At 30.1% G+C, this 16285-nt stretch carries 14 protein-coding genes; 9 read left to right on the forward strand and 5 right to left on the reverse strand.

Annotated elements, in window-relative coordinates; translation table 11 throughout:
- Nucleotides 1–38: 38 nt before the first annotated feature.
- Nucleotides 39–461, reverse strand: coding sequence for a YaaR family protein (locus A7L45_RS18430; protein WP_071614137.1), 423 nt, complete (start codon nucleotides 459–461; stop codon nucleotides 39–41).
- A 243-nt stretch (nucleotides 462–704) separates the two neighbouring features.
- Here A7L45_RS18430 and A7L45_RS18435 point away from each other — a divergent pair, with 243 nt between their 5' ends.
- From A7L45_RS18435 to A7L45_RS18445, 3 genes are all read left to right on the forward strand, one after another.
- Nucleotides 705–1223, forward strand: a complete 519-nt coding sequence (locus tag A7L45_RS18435; RefSeq protein ID WP_253198872.1) for a chromate transporter — start codon at nucleotides 705–707, stop codon at nucleotides 1221–1223.
- Nucleotides 1224–1760, forward strand: a complete 537-nt coding sequence (locus tag A7L45_RS18440; RefSeq protein ID WP_071614139.1) for a chromate transporter — start codon at nucleotides 1224–1226, stop codon at nucleotides 1758–1760.
- Nucleotides 1761–2032: 272 nt separating this feature from the next.
- Nucleotides 2033–4705 (forward strand): cation-translocating P-type ATPase, encoded by a 2673-nt coding sequence (locus A7L45_RS18445; protein WP_071614140.1) that lies wholly within the window; start codon nucleotides 2033–2035, stop codon nucleotides 4703–4705.
- A gap of 95 nt (nucleotides 4706–4800) precedes the next feature.
- Here the strand turns inward: A7L45_RS18445 and A7L45_RS18450 are convergent, their stop codons facing one another.
- From A7L45_RS18450 to A7L45_RS18465, 4 genes are all read right to left on the reverse strand, one after another.
- On the reverse strand, nucleotides 4801–5370 hold the full coding sequence (locus A7L45_RS18450) for a hypothetical protein (protein WP_071614141.1): 570 nt from the start codon (nucleotides 5368–5370) through the stop codon (nucleotides 4801–4803).
- An 87-nt stretch (nucleotides 5371–5457) separates the two neighbouring features.
- A complete protein-coding gene (locus tag A7L45_RS18455; RefSeq protein ID WP_071614142.1) occupies nucleotides 5458–6681 on the reverse strand; it encodes an amidase domain-containing protein in 1224 nt (407 codons plus the stop codon).
- A 136-nt stretch (nucleotides 6682–6817) separates the two neighbouring features.
- Nucleotides 6818–7693, reverse strand: coding sequence for a CvfB family protein (locus A7L45_RS18460; RefSeq protein WP_071614143.1), 876 nt, complete (start codon nucleotides 7691–7693; stop codon nucleotides 6818–6820).
- A 135-nt stretch (nucleotides 7694–7828) separates the two neighbouring features.
- Nucleotides 7829–8338: a gamma carbonic anhydrase family protein gene (locus A7L45_RS18465; protein ID WP_071614144.1), complete on the reverse strand. Its 510-nt coding sequence runs from the start codon at nucleotides 8336–8338 to the stop codon at nucleotides 7829–7831.
- A gap of 359 nt (nucleotides 8339–8697) precedes the next feature.
- Here A7L45_RS18465 and A7L45_RS18470 point away from each other — a divergent pair, with 359 nt between their 5' ends.
- From A7L45_RS18470 to A7L45_RS18495, 6 genes are all read left to right on the forward strand, one after another.
- Complete coding sequence (locus tag A7L45_RS18470) at nucleotides 8698–11736, forward strand: vitamin B12-dependent ribonucleotide reductase (RefSeq protein WP_071614145.1); 3039 nt, start codon at nucleotides 8698–8700, stop codon at nucleotides 11734–11736.
- 396 nt (nucleotides 11737–12132) lie between these two features.
- Nucleotides 12133–13176 carry a helix-turn-helix domain-containing protein gene (locus A7L45_RS18475; protein WP_071614146.1) on the forward strand — a complete coding sequence of 348 codons (1044 nt, stop codon included), beginning with the start codon at nucleotides 12133–12135 and terminating at the stop codon, nucleotides 13174–13176.
- A gap of 151 nt (nucleotides 13177–13327) precedes the next feature.
- Complete coding sequence (locus tag A7L45_RS18480) at nucleotides 13328–14128, forward strand: hypothetical protein (RefSeq protein ID WP_071614147.1); 801 nt, start codon at nucleotides 13328–13330, stop codon at nucleotides 14126–14128.
- A gap of 2 nt (nucleotides 14129–14130) precedes the next feature.
- Nucleotides 14131–14910: a DUF2705 family protein gene (locus tag A7L45_RS18485; RefSeq protein ID WP_071614148.1), complete on the forward strand. Its 780-nt coding sequence runs from the start codon at nucleotides 14131–14133 to the stop codon at nucleotides 14908–14910.
- An 8-nt stretch (nucleotides 14911–14918) separates the two neighbouring features.
- On the forward strand, nucleotides 14919–15554 hold the full coding sequence (locus tag A7L45_RS18490) for an ABC transporter ATP-binding protein (RefSeq protein ID WP_071614149.1): 636 nt from the start codon (nucleotides 14919–14921) through the stop codon (nucleotides 15552–15554).
- 1 nt (nucleotide 15555) lies between these two features.
- Entirely contained in the window at nucleotides 15556–16251 is a 696-nt protein-coding gene (locus A7L45_RS18495) for a hypothetical protein (RefSeq protein WP_071614150.1), read from the forward strand.
- Nucleotides 16252–16285 lie beyond the last annotated feature (34 nt).

Below are 16285 nucleotides of genomic sequence, written 5' to 3' on the forward strand. Positions count from 1 at the left end.
ATATTACGCGTATTGCGATACGAGTAATATATACTTTTTCACTTATATATATCAACTATTAAACCTGAAATTTCATCAATAGTATTCGCTACCTTAAGATTATCTTTTTCCTGACTAAGTAACATTTGAGTAAGTTCTTCAAGTTTAGCATCTACAGTATCTACTGTTATAAAATATTGTGTTTGCCAAAAACTAATATCTTTTTTAACCTCGTACATATGTTTCAAAACAGACTGCAAGTATTCTTTAATTAAGTTTTTATATGCTTTAACATCAGCATAACATTTTGTAGTACTTAACCTATTTCCTTTCTTTTTTATATCATCCATCATATCCTTTAGCTGCTCCTCTGATTTATTATGCCTAGCAGAACTAAAGTTTTGAGAAAAGTCCATTTTATTTTGAATAGGTTTTTTATCTGTTGAAATAGTCGAATTTCTTCTAGTTCTTGATATTTCCATGATTATTTCACCTCCAATTATTTATATTGTTATAATTAAACTTTTTATATTTTTTACATTCTTATTTATATTATAACTAACTTTCACAAAAAAAATAGCTACAATAAAAAATAAATTCTTCCCCTAAAAGAATAGCTGAATTTGCAATTTATGTTTATATTAGTATAATTATATATAAATATTACGATTTTTACTATAACAAATTAAATTATAAGAGGTGTCGCAGTGCAAAGAATACTGATTATGTTTTGGACTTTCTTTAAAATAGGTTCTTTTACCTTCGGTGGAGGTTATGCAATGATCCCACTTATTGAAACTGAAGTTGTAAGTAAAAAAAAGTGGCTTTCAAAAGAAGACTTTTTAGATATAGTCGTTATTTCCCAGACTTTTCCGGGAGCCTTAGCTGTTAATTGCAGCATATTTATTGGTTATAGAATTGGTGGTCTAATTGGAGCTATCATTGGACTTCTAGGGGTTGTTTTACCTTCATTTTTTATAATTCTATGCATATCTATTTTTTTTATGAGATTTCGTGAGTATTACTATGTAAATTTAATTTTTAAAGGTATTTCTGCTGCAGTACCAGTGCTTGTACTTATAGCTGTAGTAAGTTTATCAAAATCTCTAAAGAAAAGTTATGCAAATCTTATTGTAACTTTAGTGTCAGTTGCAAGCATATTATTTTTTAAAGTAAGTCCTGTTATAGTTATACTTTTATCTGCTTTATATGGAGTTATATTTCTTGGAAAGAAGGTGAAGTAAATGGGTATTCTAACTAAAATTTTTCTATCCTTCTTAAAAATAGGTGCCTTTAGCTTTGGCGGAGGTTATGCTATGCTTCCACTTATCGAAAAAGAAATTGTAAAAATCAATAATTGGATTAGCTATAAAGAGTTTGTTGATATTATTGGAATATCGCAGATGACTCCAGGACCAATATCCATAAATTCAGCTACTTTTGTAGGGTTTAAAGTGGCTGGTATATCAGGTAGTATCGCTGCAACCTTAGGTGTAATTTCATTTTCTTTTGTTCTAGTTTCCATTGCAAACCATTATATTGTAAAATTTAAAGATTCATATATAATGAAGGCCGCCCTTGCCGGTATGCGTCCCGCTATGATTGGTCTTATAATTTCTGTATTCTTATCACTAGGACGCGAATCTTATAAAGACATTAAAAGCGTAATAATTGGATTTATAATACTCGGACTACTACTAACTGATAAATTTAATCCAATTATAACAATAATGATTTCTGGAATATTAGGCATTATATTTTATGGCCTATTACCCATATGATTTCTTAAAATATTCGCCTTTGTTTACCTAACATACTTATTGTTTCATTTCTAATAATATGATATGATATGTTTAATGTACCAAAGGGGAGTAGCGAGGGCAGTTTTTCTGCTTTTAATTGTCCGTCATCACGGTGTACTAAAATACACCCGGATAATTAACTCACTAGATGTTGCCAGACCTTTGTTCTATTTTTTTAATAGAGCAAAGGTTTTTTTTGTCTCTAATAATTTTCACTATAATTACAAATACTATAAAAAGAGGTGGTATTCATGTTTGCACGCAAAACTATAAAAGAAGTTCTAAAAGAATTTAACTCAAATTTAGAAATGGGACTTTCTCAAAAGGAATCAGAAATCCAAAGAGAAAAATTTGGATTCAATCAGTTAGAAACTAAAAAACCTAAATCATTACTTTCTATGTTTTTTGCCCAATTAAATGATATTCTAATTTACATTTTAATTGCTGCTGCTGTAATTTCTGCCCTTCTTGGTGAAACAAGCGATGCAGTTATAATTGCTATCGTAATAGTTATCAATGCTACCGTCGGAATTATTCAAGAATCTAAAGCAGAAAAAGCTCTTGATGCATTGAAAAAACTGTCCACGCCAAATGCCGTAGTTAAACGTGGTGGAGAGGTAAAAGAAATTCCATCTAGAGAAGTTGTACCTGGCGATATTATTATTATTGACGCTGGGCGATATGTACCTTGCGATTTAAGGCTACTTGAAACCGCAAATTTAAAAATTCAGGAATCTACACTTACAGGAGAATCTGTACCAGTGGATAAAGATGCAACACTTGTATTAACCGGCGACGATATTCCACTAGGAGATCAAAAAAACATGCTCTTTATGTCAACGCTCGCAACCTATGGTAGAGGCATTGGCATAGCTGTATCTACTGGAATGAACACCGAGATTGGTAAAATTGCTAAAATGCTAGACGAAAAAGTAGATACCGAAACTCCACTGCAAAAAAAACTAGCACAGCTTGGAAAATTTCTTGGAATAGGTGCATTATTTATATGTGCTCTTATGTTTGTTGTAGGTGTTCTTCAAAAGCGAGATCTTTTTGAAATGCTTCTTACATCAATTAGTTTAGCTGTTGCCGCTATCCCTGAAGGTCTCCCTGCAATAGTTACTATCGTACTTGCTATGGGAGTTCAAAAAATGATTAAAAAGAATGCAATTGTACGTAAACTACCTGCTGTTGAAACTTTAGGTTCAGTAAATATTATATGTTCAGACAAAACAGGAACCTTAACTCAAAATAAAATGACTATAACAAAATTTTATGCAGGTGATTCCCTAGGAAATATTGAGACTTTAAATCTTAATGATAAAGAACAGAAATTGCTACTTGAAAATCTCATTTTATGTAATGATTCTACCTACTCCGAAAATTCTAAAACAGGTGATCCAACTGAAATCGCACTACTCGTAGCTGGTGCACAGAGCGATATATTCAAAGATGACTTAGAAAAAAAACACCCGCGAATTGATGAGATTCCTTTTGAATCAGATAGAAAATTAATGACCACTGTAAATAAATATGATGATGAATATTATGTAATGACAAAAGGAGCAATTGATAATCTGTTAAATATATGTACTAAAGCCTATATCAAAGGTAACATCGTACCTATTACTCCTGAAATAAAAAAAGACATAATAGCAATATCCAATAACATGTCTGATGATGCATTAAGAGTTTTGGGTGCTGCTTATAAAATTCTTAAAACAAATCATGTAGATATTGATTCTTTAGAAAGTGATTTAATACTTATTGGGCTCGTTGGAATGATAGATCCACCAAGGCTTGAGGTTAGAGATTCTATTGCAATATGTCACGCGTCAGGAATTAAGACTGTAATGATAACTGGTGACCATCAAAATACAGCTTTTGCTATTGCAAAAGAACTTAATATTACAAATGATTCCAAAGCCGTTATGTCTGGAACTGAGCTTGATAGAATATCAGACGAGGAATTAAATAATAGGATTGATAATATTAGGGTATTCGCAAGAGTATCTCCAGAGCATAAAGTGAAGATTATAAAAGCTTTTAAATCCAAAGGAAACATCGTATCAATGACTGGAGACGGTGTAAATGATGCTCCTTCTCTTAAAATAGCAAATATCGGCGTTGCAATGGGTATAACCGGTACTGATGTAGCTAAGGGTGCAGCCGATATGGTATTAATGGATGATAATTTTTCAACTATTGTTGCTGCTATAAAAGAAGGAAGAAACATTTTTCGCAATATCAAAAAAACTGTAATATTCCTTATCTCCTGCAATGTTGGAGAAATTATAGCACTGTTTTTTGCAATACTTTTAGGTTGGGCATCTCCCCTTCGCCCCATCCATATATTATGGGTTAACTTAATTACAGATACACTTCCAGCTCTAGCCCTAGGAATCGATCCTGGCGACCCTGACGTAATGAAATATAAGCCGCGTAATCCAAAGGATAGTTTATTTAAGAACGGTATCTTAAGTTTAGCTCTTAATGGATTGTTAATTGGAATACTAACCCTAGCAGCATTTATAATAGGTGCAAAATACTATAGTGGTGATCTAAATCTATTCCCGCTATTCCCGAAAGGTCTTAAACCAGATGCTTTAGAACATGCACAAACTATGGCTTTTGTAGTCCTTAGTTGCTCTCAGCTTATTCATTCATTAAATATGAGAAATGAAAAGAAGTCCATATTCCAAATAGGTTTATTTTCAAATAAATATTTAATTGGATCTATTATCTTAGGCCTAATGCTTCAAATCTTTATAATAACAATACCACCACTTGCAAGTGCATTTAGTGTTCATGCTTTGAGTATGAATGATTGGGGTTTCGTAACTATATTATCCCTTATGCCCTTAATCTTAAACGAGATTGTAAAAATGTTTAAACGTTTATCATCTAAAACTTTAAAAAATTAAATAAATAGAGGTTGATGAATTAATTCATCAACCTCTATTTATTTGAATCATATATATGTTTTCTTACTTTAATAGTTGAATTCATTTATATTATATTATTTTCTTGATTCTTGTTTTCCAGTAACTTTACTTTTAGCATCCATCTTACATGTGTTTTTAGCTTCAGGTGTAGTAAAATATACATTTCCCTCAACTTTAGTATCTATTAACTGAAAGTTATTTGCTGAAATATAAAGGTCACCTTTGAAATTTCCATGTTCCATACTGGTTTGAGTACTTTTAATGATTAATTTTGGCACAGCTAAAGTAAATCTATCTCCTATGTTCTTAACTTTATCTTGACTGTATAGATTTATCTTGCGTTCCAAAAGAGCTTTATCATTTCTAAACTCACCATTAACTACAAGTTCTTTATTTATAGTTAAACTTTTTTTCATATTAATAGTCTGTATACCATCTTTACTTATAGCCTTTTCAAATTCTTTTGGAGTACTTACCATTGAAGTTGCGGTTATTACCTTTGGAGTTTTTTGTGTTGTTTGAGGTGTTTGAGGTGTTTGAGGTGTTTGAGGTGTTTTAGGTGTTTGAGTTGGAGCTTTCATGTTACATCCTACGAGTAATACGGCTAGTATAGCCGATGTTAATAATATGCTTTTTGATTTCATTAGAAATCCTCCTTATTAATAAAATGATTTTTTCTTCGAATATAGTATAACCAAAATAATAATAATTCATGTTTAATAAATTTTTATCTATCTTACATGTATTAAATAGAACTTGATATTTTTATCTCCCCATCCTAAATCCCAAGGCACATGATATCTATCAATAGTATGAGTATTAACAAGAGGATAACCATGAGAATCAAAACCAGTAACTATAGCAAAATGATCTATATCATTGCCTTTTGCATAACAAATAAGATCACCTAAATCCAATTTTTGTATAACACCACATGGATAATCTGGCATAGGAGAGATTAATTCCTTAAATGTCCCTTTTCCTATTATTTTCCCCCTACCACTATAGGTTAAATATTGTTTAAATGCGTCAGCATTAACCCATGCGGATGTTCCGTCAGTTCCACCATATTTTTTGTAAGTACAATGCCAAACACCATCAAATTCTAATCCACCACCTTCTTTATCTCCCATTGATTGAGATACATAATTAGTACAATTTCCACCAATGCCAGTATAATTTGTGTACTTATTATTATATTTTTTTAAATTTCCACTTGCCCATGGTATTCCACAGTATTTATCAGCATATTTAATAGCATTTATTTTATCATATTTACCTTTGGTAACAGCTTTTGGTTCAGGTAGTATTTTAGGACAATTTTGAAGATTATATTTTTCTTTATTATCAATATTAAGCTTAGGATCTTTTATTTCTCCTGAATAAGATTTTAAAGCATCTTCAAAGCAATCTAAATACCAATCAGAGTAAATTACCCATTTTTCATCTTTTTTTATTAAATCCATAGAGTGTGTTAGTCCCACTCCAAAAATGTTTGTAGTCGGATTAACATCATTTTTGTAAGTATATTGGAATTTGTAATATTCATCTACTAATAAGCGAAGACCTCTTTGCGTATTAGTTATTTTTCTAATTTTTGGAGTAGATTCAACTTTTACATAGTTCATATTTCTTTGACATGACCAATCATTAAAATAACTAAGTCTTTTCACTTCATGCTCCAAGCTCCATTTTCCAAGCTTTTGAGAAACATCATAATATTTAGGTAGATTAGTAATATCTTTAGTAATAAACATTGAATTACGATCTTTATAAATATCCTCAATTACCTTTGTCATCTCGTCTGTATCAGTATTTACAGGAGCTATTGTAGAAATAGCAATAGCTTTACTTGTAAAAAAATCATTTGATTTATAGCAAAATAAACCTACTAATAAAAGAAAAGAGGACAGAATAATAATAGAAGTACTGATTTTGCAAATATGTTGTTTCATTGATTTATACACCTCCAAGCTGCGTTAATTTAGTATTCCACAACTTGAAGATTTCTTGCAAAAAATCGCAAAAAATATTAAACGACTAAAGCCTTTTAATATTTAAGACTTTAGCCGTTTAATGAGATTTACTTATTTATTCTTTTTCTATTTCTTCTAATTTGATATCTTGTTCTTTTAATCTAGTACCATCCTTATCTTGAACAATCAGGTCACATTTCATAAGTCCACCCAATGCCCTTTTAAATGCATTTTTACTTGTTCTAAATGTTTTCTTTATATCATCCGGGGAACTTTTATCATTGTATACCATAGATCCACCAGATTTATTTAAGAATTCTAATATCTGCTGCCCAACTACATCTCTTTCTTCTAATCTTGGTTTTCTTGCTGTTACATCCATTTTACCATCTTCGTAATATTTTTGTACTCTCACGGTTAGTCTGTCTCCGGGTATAACACTCGCATAATTCTCATTTCTTAGAATAACAGCTCTATAAATATCATCAATAGCTATCATTAATGTACCATTAGTCTGGATTCCGTATACTGTACCTTCCACCTCATCATCAATTTCATATGAATCTGTATCATATAAATATTTATCAATAAAAGTAGTAGCTGCAAGCCTTCCAGTCTTATCTAGATATATGTAAAAAAGATATTTCTTTCCTGTTTCTAAGCTATAGTTTTCCTCTTTAAAAGGAACTAATATATCTCTTTCTAAACCAATTTCAACAAAACTTCCTATTGTAGTCATATCAACTACCTTAAGATAAGCTAGGTCCCCGACTTTTGCCAGTGGCCTTTTTAAAGTTGCAATCAATCTATCACTTGAGTCCCTGTATATAAACGCTTCAACTTCATCGTCAATTTTAAGTGCTCTCCCTACTGTACTTTTCATTGGAAGTAATATATCATCATCCGTATTATCTGTCTCCGCTCCCAAATAGTAACCAAAATCTGCTCTTCTAACTACCTTTAAACTATTAATATCTCCTATTTTTATCATTTAATATCCCCTGCCTTTTTTAAACTTTTGACCAATCTATATATTTGTTAAGAATACCTACAAATAGTACTAAATATACTTGTCATGTTTTCTATTCCATTTAATTTCATCATTTTTGTCGCTCCTAAAAAAGCCTCACTCTTTTATTATATATTTCATTGAAAGTTCAGCATAATGATGCGCTGATTCTTTTAAGCCCTCTTTTTCCTGAACCGTTAACATTCTTATAACCCTTGCTGGCACTCCCATGCATAAAACACCAGACGGTATTTTTTTCCCCTGCGTAACTAAACTACCAGCTCCAATTATAGTATACTCTCCTATTTCTGCACCATTAAGGATTGTACTTCCCATTCCGATTAAAGTATAATTTGCAATTGTACAACCATGTATTATAGCATTATGTCCGATAGTTACATAATCTCCAATATTAATAACAAAATCGTCATCATTATGTATAGTGCAGTTATCTTGAACATTTGTGTAATTACCTATAGACATAGAATTCATATCACCTCTTAATACAGCTCCAAACCAAATACTGCTGTGCTCTCCTATAGATACATTTCCTATAACATCTGCGCTGCTAGCAATAAAAGTATTTTTATGTATACTCGGGATTTGTCCATCGAATTGATGTATCATAATTTCATCCTCACCTCTTCCAAAATAATAAATGAATATCGAATATAGTGCTATACTAAGTATACATTTATTATACTACTATATTTAATAAACAATCCCGTAATTAGTCAAAATTTGAGTTAATTTATTATTTGATTTTTTATAAAATATAATATATAATACCATATGTAGTGGCGATTATTTTAAAAATACTACATATGGTATTATATTTAATATTACATAAAATATACCTAAATAATTAATATAACTACTTAGGTATAATAATTTCAAACATACAGACTTATATTTTACATGATTTAAGATTAATATGCAACTAATAGGAGGTGTTTATACTAGTTTTTTTTAAGCTAGTATTAATTATGGCGGAGATAAAAAATTTGATTAAACGGGTTTTCACTAAGGAATTAGAAAAGAATAAAGCTATTACTGTTTTTGATTTATTTAATTGGAAAAAAGTAAATGTTTTGTTAAAAGACCATAAAACTAATAAAGTACTTTTAGACATGAAGGATTTAGAATTTCCAGAACACTACTCACAAAATTCTTGCGATATAATCGCTTCAAAATATTTTAGAAAATCTGGCCTTAATAATAAAAAAGGTTATGAGGATAGTATGAAACTTGTAGCTCATAGACTTGTAAATTTTTGGTGTGAAGCTTTAATAAACGAAACTATCATTAAATCTGATGAAGAAAAAAGCATTATTTATGATGAATTAATATATGCATTTTTAAATCAAATGTTTGCTCCAAATTCTCCCCAGTGGTTTAACACTGGCCTTAATTTATCATATGGTATAAAAGGTGGATCATTAGATAATTTTTATTATGATGAAAAATCAAAAATGATAGTTAAAAGTAAAGATGCTTATACAAGAACTCAAGCCTCGGCTTGTTTTATTCTATCAATTGAAGATAAATTACTCGGCAAACATTCAATTTCAGAGCAATATGTAACAGAAACTAAATTATTTAAAGGTGGTTCTGGTACTGGAACTAATTTCTCTAGTATACGAGGCATTGGAGAGAAATTATCTAGTGGTGGTATTTCTTCAGGCCTTATGAGTTTCTTAAGAGGCCTTGATAGAAATGCAGGTGCGATAAAATCTGGTGGAACTACAAGACGTGCAGCTAAAATGTTATGCCTTGATATAAACCATCCTGAAATAATGGAATTTATGACCTGGAAAGCTAAAGAAGAAGATAAAGTAAGGGCTCTAACTAAAATGGGCTATGATGGTAGTTTTGAGGGAGAGGCTTATGAAACTGTTTCTGGTCAAAATGGAAACAATTCTATAAGATTTTCAGATGAATTTATGACGAAAGTTGATAAGTTGTCAATTGATCCCGATCAAACTATTACCCTTAAAGGAAGATGTGATTCTTCAATTGACAAAGATATAAGTGTAAAAAAACTATGGGACACCTTTAATGACGCTGCTTGGAAATGCGCAGATCCAGCTCCACAGTTTGATGACACCTTTAATGCATGGCACACTTGTCCTGCTGGAGAAGACGGAGAATTTGGTGCTAAGCATAATAGAATTAATTCAACTAATCCTTGCGGGGAATATGCCTTTTTAGATGATACTTCTTGTAATTTAGCTTCTATTAATATTTATAAATTTTATGATACTTTAACTAAAAAATTTGATATAGATGGATATGTTCATTTAATAGGCCTTACTCAATTAGTTCTTGAAGCATCAATACATTGGGGACAATTTCCAACTGAAGATATAGCAAGAAAAACTCATTTATTTAGAACCACTGGTCTTGGGCTATCAAATTTAGCTTCATTATTTATGGTAATGGGCTATCCATATGACTCAGAAGACGCTAGAAATATAGCATCATCACTAACAGGAATAATGACTGCGCAGTCTTATTATGTTTCATCTTTGATTGCTAAAGAATTATCTCCTTTTGAAAAATATAATATTAATAAAGAATACATGCAGATAGTTATAAGAAATCATGCAAGAGCAGCTGGGGCAATAAAGAGTGACTTTGAAAATCTAAACTATGAACCTATTAAAGTGGATCACGCTATTTTAAATAAAGACTCTTTAGGTGCTATAAGTGAAACCCTAAAAAGTTGCTGGACAAAAGCATTAAGTAGCGGCGAAAACTATGGTTTTAGAAACGCTCAAGTTACAGTTTTAGCTCCTACTGGCACTATTTCCTTTGCTATGGATTGTGGTGCAACATCTGTAGAGCCATACTTCAGTCATTTTATTTATAAGAAATTATCTGGTGGTGGTTTTATGACCATCGTAAATCCTGTAATTAAAGATTCTCTTGCTAACCTTGGATATTCAGAAAGTGAAACAAATGATATTTTTGATTACATTCTAAGAAAAGAAATGGTTGATGAAAACGGCTTTGAATATGAAAAAATTGTGGACGGTAAAATAGAGGGTGCTCCTCATTTGAAACAGGAACATTTATCTATATTTGATACAGCAAATAAATGTGGTAGCGGTAAAAGGTATATTTCCTTTATGGGACACGTTCTTATGATGGCAGCAATAACGCCAATGATATCAGGTTCTATATCAAAGACTGTAAACTTACCTAAAAATGCCACTATTAAAGATTTTAAAGAAGTTATATTAACTTCTTGGAAATTAGGAGTAAAAGGTATAGCCTTATATAGGGATGGTTCAAAGGCAAGTCAACCACTAAACACTACATTGTCCGAGGATAAGGAACTATTACTTGAAGATCTATCTTATGACGCTCTTTTAAAGAAAGCAAGATCATTACAAAAAACTTCAAACCAATCACACTCAACACGTGAAAAACCAATTGGGATACGTTATGGTACTACTCATCCTGCTCAAATTGAAGATGTAAAGATTTATACTACGGTAAATAGGCGTTCAAATGGAGAGATTTCTGAAATATATATAACAACAGATAGAGAAGGTACTATTATTACTGGTTTACTTAATTCTTTATCAAAAGCAATCTCAGTTATGCTTCAACACCATGTACCTGCAGACGCTATCTCGAAGATGCTTCGAGGCCAAAAATTTGAGCCTTATGGCTTTGTACAAAAACATCCTTACATTAAATCAGTTTCATCTATTTCTGATTTGATCAGCAAAATTATTGATATAGAACTAGGTGACTACAGTAGATGTCAAATTAAACCTGACAATTACGAGAGCACTAATATACCTAATAATCCGTTAATCCCTGTTGAAAATGAAATTTCAACTACTTTAGAAGAATCCGCTAATGTGGTATCTCCTGAAAGTAAAGCTACTGACAAAATCCAAGGTGAAAGATTGTACTCTGAAACCTGTTCACTTTGCTCAAGTACTAGGCTTGTTCGCAATGGTACTTGTAAGGTTTGCCTTGATTGCGGAACAACAACTGGATGTAGTTAACAGCTATATCACAATTGTCATAATAAGTCTCCATACAACTTTGAGCTTTACTATAAAATGAATAAATATTAAAATAAAGAGAAATCACTATTTATAATTTAAATAGTGATTTTTTTTACATATTGGTATGAATAAATAGTTTTAACTATCGACGAGGAATATAAATGGGTAGCTATATCTCGAGTAGACTTACCCCTAAATTTGTAAATGACTATATAAAAGATAAACTTTTTGGGAAACATAGTTTTTCAATTGTATTCTTATAGAAATATGCCTTTAAATTCATCGTTTTAGCCAACTGGCTTGATAGTCGAGTTGCTAAATCGGGCTGTTTCGTTGACATAGAAAAATGGTAAGTATAGTATTATAAGTGAAAGAATACTAGGAGGGATTTCTATGGAAGATAAAAAGTCATTTGGTGAATTTATTACACAAAAAAGGAAAGAATCAAGATTGACTCAGAAGAGTTTCGCAGAGAAAATATTTGTAACAGAATCTGCAATTTCAAAATGGGAAAGAGGAATCTCTTATCCTGACATCACCCTTATAAGTGATATTTGTGAGGTGCTTAAGATTAACGAACATGAACTGTTAACCGCGAGTGAAGACCTCCAAACAAGAGCTACAGAAAAATCCGCCACAAAATATGTAAAATTAGTAAACAGATATAAATCTACGTTGTTTTTTGTGTATGGAATATCTTTATTAGTATGCTTTATATGTAATCTGGCTGCTCAACATATGTTGTCGTGGTTTTTTATTGTACTGACTGCAGAATTGATTGCATTTACGTTAACACTGCTGCCTGTTTTGGTGACTAAATATCGTGGATTGATTACGCTAGGAGCTTTTTTTACCTCGCTTGTTCTTCTTTTGATGACTTGCTGTATTTATACAGATGGAGACTGGTTCCTTGTTACCTTTATACCCTTGCTGTTTGGTATGACCGTTGTTTTTTTACCAATTATACTAAATCGCATATGGCTTCCGGAGTTCTTGTCAAATAAAAAAGCATTACTGTGTTTTATGGCAGATACCGTATTACTATTATTATTGATTTTTGTATGCGCTATATATTCAGGCGGAGGATGGTTCTTAACAAAAGGTCTTCCAATTACACTATTCTGTCTAATTATTCCATGGAGTATGATGCTTATTATTAGGTATTCCAGAACTGATGGTTTACTCAAGACTTCAGGATGTTTCGCTGTGATTTCTGTATTTGACTATTTTATAGAAGGTTTGATAAATAAGATATTAGGAATTAAACCTTATGTATTTGGATTTCAATACAATTTTCATAATTGGGGTGACGAATATATGAATGGGAATATACATATGATTATACTCATTTTATTATTGGGAATGACTGTGTCGTTTGCAATAGCAGGATTTATGAAATCAATAAATAAACGTTCTCAAAATTTGAACACTAATTAATAGTCATCATCAATTTAAAATGTGAAAACAGTATAAGTGTATTAGAACAAGTAAAGATAAAGTTTAATAGGGTAATTCTTTTAGTCTTTGGTAGTTAGACCTTTAATCCACCTGCTAAGTAGGTGAGTAGTTTGAAAAAGAGGAAAATGATATGATAACTTTAATTAAACTAGATTTAAAAAATTGCATAAAAAACGAAAAATTCAAAATATATTTCTTATCTTTGTTAGGTATTTGTATATTTTCATTTTTAGCTGTTTGTACAGATTCATTTATGAGCAACTCATTACAATTAAATTTCCCAAATAAAATGGGAATAATGTTAGGAAATAATGTACATTCAGTCCTTCAGTTTATATTACTAACGCTTCCTTTAATTGCATGTGGCATTTATTCTGACTCATTTATATATGAAAGAGATAATAACATATGTGTATATTATTTAGCAAGAATTAATAAACGAAAATATTTTACAGCAAAAATGTTTTCAATTTTTATCATAGTTTTTTTTACTATATTATTGCCACTAAGTATAAATGAACTATTAACGTTACTAGCTATACCAAACGTAGGAGTAGATCACGGATATGGCCTTACTGTATATCTATTGAAAGCTAACGCAAGTGAATTTTTTTTACAAAGTATCTACAATGGTCATCCTTATTTATACAATTATCTATTAATTTTAATAACATCATTTTATGGTGCATTAGTAGCGGTTATAGGGTTTAATATATCTCTACTGTTTCAAATGAAAAAAATAAATTTGCTTATTTATATGTTTCTAGGAGTTAACTTAACGTCATTTGTTTTACCACAGAAGTTTCAAATATATAATTATATACAATCTAATCCAGGCAACCTTAGCGATTTTATTATTGCATTAACGGGGTGGATAGTGGTATGTCTCATAAGCGGAACAATTGGTATATGGAAGGAGACTAGAAGCTAGTTATGAAAAATAGATATAACAAACTAACTCTAATTTTATTAAATATATTCACAATGATGTTCATAGCAAAAATATTATCCGGAGACTTACATGGAATCACTCTTGATATTAAAGACATTTTTATATACTATTATTCACATACATTTTTAGGAGAAAAAATCACCATAATAAATATACTCATTTCGGTATTTCCTATTATAATAATGGTTTCTATATTTGCAGATGAGGTATCGATTGAGCTAGAGAAAAATGCAACTTATATATTTACTAGATCAGTAAACCGTAAAAAATGGATTACTCGTAAATTTATACATATTTTTATTAGTCTTATAAAAATTGAATTAATCCAATTTAGTATATCATTTATGTATTTTAGTGCGTTAGGATATAGAATAAATGATTTAAAATCATCACTAGTAATTATTATAGAACTGTTTATATTAACGACACTAACTCAATATATTCTTATAGTAATATCTAGTTTAGTTACATTGAAAACAAGTAATATCTATGGATACACTTTCTGTAATTTTATATTTTTAATTAATATACTAATTTTTCATTTGTTTTACTTTACAAAACAAACATTAGTGCAATATTTACCGTTTACTCAATATATTTTATCTATTCAAGAAAATATATTAGTAAATAGAAATATAAGATATCTATCTAATTTTATTCCTGGATATAATTTTACTGAAGCTGTAATTTACGATATTATCATTATAATTACTTTAATATTAGTTGGAAGAAAAATAATAGAAAAACATGAATTTTATTAGGAGGAAATATGAGTTATATAGAAATTAAAAATCTTACCAAAATTATAAAGGGAAATAAGGTATTAGACAATATAAATATTAACTTGAGTAATGGAAAAATATATGGCTTCATAGGTAGAAATGGTTCAGGAAAGACTATGCTGTTTAGGGCTATCTGCGGGTTAATAAGGCCTACCACTGGAGAAATTACAATAAACGGCAAAATCATTTCAAACGATATAGATTTCCCTGAGTCCTGTGGAGCAATTTTAGAGACACCAGGATTTTGGGATAATCAAACAGGATTAGAATGTTTAAAAAATATAGCAAGTATAAAATCAATTATTAATAAAGATATAATATCTCAGTGGATGCTTAAATTAGGATTAGACCCAAAAGACAGAAAAACCTTTAAAAAATATTCATTAGGAATGAAACAAAAATTAGCTTTAGTCCAGGCTCTTATGGAATCACCAAATTTAATCATTTTAGATGAACCAACAAATGCTCTAGATGAAGAAAGTGTTCTTATTTTAAAAGATATTCTAAAAAAAGAAAGAGAAAGAGGCGCAACGATATTACTTTCTAGTCATAATAAAACAGATATTGAAGAATTAAGTGATAAAATATTTAAAATAGATGTTGGTAAGGTTAAAGAGGTGTAACATGAAAATTACAAACAAATTCTTTCTTCTTATAATAACTATCTCTATATCAATATCTTTAATTGCGGCTATCGTAGTTAGGCTATCGATTTCAAAATTTGAATATACTGATATTCCTAGTTTAGCAAGTAAAATTATTTATTACCCATATGAAGAAATTGAATACAGTGACGCGTTTAAGGATGTAAGCGCAACGAAAGATACTAGCACACTTTATAAATATATAGTAAAAGGCAAAGCAACAGGACATAGAGAGATTTTAAAAGGTGCAGTACTTACAGAAATCAAAGTTAATAATGTATTGCAAGGATCTATAAATAGTAAATATATTTATATTTATGAGCCAATAGATATATCTACTGCTAAAAAATCGATGTTATCTACGTTTGAGGGATATAACTTTATAAAATATAATAAGGAATATATTTTTTGTTTATGTGATTTGAACAAAGATTATTATAATATTTATACTAAGGGTAAAAAAAACATATTTATGTATACAACCCCTTTCTATGGAAAGTTTCCATTAAAATATAAACCCGAGGATTTTGCTGTAATTAGTGAAAATGATTTTATGGTTGACCCTCCTAAATATTATAATGAATATAATCATTACGAACAAATATTTAGTTCAGAAAAAACAAAAAATAAATACTTTAATGAATATAATAGACTAATGAAAATTACTCCAAAATAAAAAATACACCTCCATTATTTAGGTGTATTAATTA

Source organism: Clostridium estertheticum subsp. estertheticum, assembly GCF_001877035.1.
In the GTDB taxonomy this organism is placed as follows: domain Bacteria; phylum Bacillota; class Clostridia; order Clostridiales; family Clostridiaceae; genus Clostridium_AD; species Clostridium_AD estertheticum.

What these genes read in the sequence shown, in the direction of transcription:
- A7L45_RS18430 (WP_071614137.1), bottom strand. Translation starts at nt 461, where the DNA reads ATGGAAATATCAAGAACTAGAAGAAATTCGACTATTTCAACAGATAAA.
- A7L45_RS18435 (WP_253198872.1), top strand. Translation starts at nt 705, where the DNA reads ATGTTTTGGACTTTCTTTAAAATAGGTTCTTTTACCTTCGGTGGAGGT.
- A7L45_RS18440 (WP_071614139.1), top strand. Translation starts at nt 1,224, where the DNA reads ATGGGTATTCTAACTAAAATTTTTCTATCCTTCTTAAAAATAGGTGCC.
- A7L45_RS18445 (WP_071614140.1), top strand. Translation starts at nt 2,033, where the DNA reads ATGTTTGCACGCAAAACTATAAAAGAAGTTCTAAAAGAATTTAACTCA.
- A7L45_RS18450 (WP_071614141.1), bottom strand. Translation starts at nt 5,370, where the DNA reads ATGAAATCAAAAAGCATATTATTAACATCGGCTATACTAGCCGTATTA.
- A7L45_RS18455 (WP_071614142.1), bottom strand. Translation starts at nt 6,681, where the DNA reads ATGAAACAACATATTTGCAAAATCAGTACTTCTATTATTATTCTGTCC.
- A7L45_RS18460 (WP_071614143.1), bottom strand. Translation starts at nt 7,693, where the DNA reads ATGATAAAAATAGGAGATATTAATAGTTTAAAGGTAGTTAGAAGAGCA.
- A7L45_RS18465 (WP_071614144.1), bottom strand. Translation starts at nt 8,338, where the DNA reads ATGATACATCAATTCGATGGACAAATCCCGAGTATACATAAAAATACT.
- A7L45_RS18470 (WP_071614145.1), top strand. Translation starts at nt 8,698, where the DNA reads ATGGCGGAGATAAAAAATTTGATTAAACGGGTTTTCACTAAGGAATTA.
- A7L45_RS18475 (WP_071614146.1), top strand. Translation starts at nt 12,133, where the DNA reads ATGGAAGATAAAAAGTCATTTGGTGAATTTATTACACAAAAAAGGAAA.
- A7L45_RS18480 (WP_071614147.1), top strand. Translation starts at nt 13,328, where the DNA reads ATGATAACTTTAATTAAACTAGATTTAAAAAATTGCATAAAAAACGAA.
- A7L45_RS18485 (WP_071614148.1), top strand. Translation starts at nt 14,131, where the DNA reads ATGAAAAATAGATATAACAAACTAACTCTAATTTTATTAAATATATTC.
- A7L45_RS18490 (WP_071614149.1), top strand. Translation starts at nt 14,919, where the DNA reads ATGAGTTATATAGAAATTAAAAATCTTACCAAAATTATAAAGGGAAAT.
- A7L45_RS18495 (WP_071614150.1), top strand. Translation starts at nt 15,556, where the DNA reads ATGAAAATTACAAACAAATTCTTTCTTCTTATAATAACTATCTCTATA.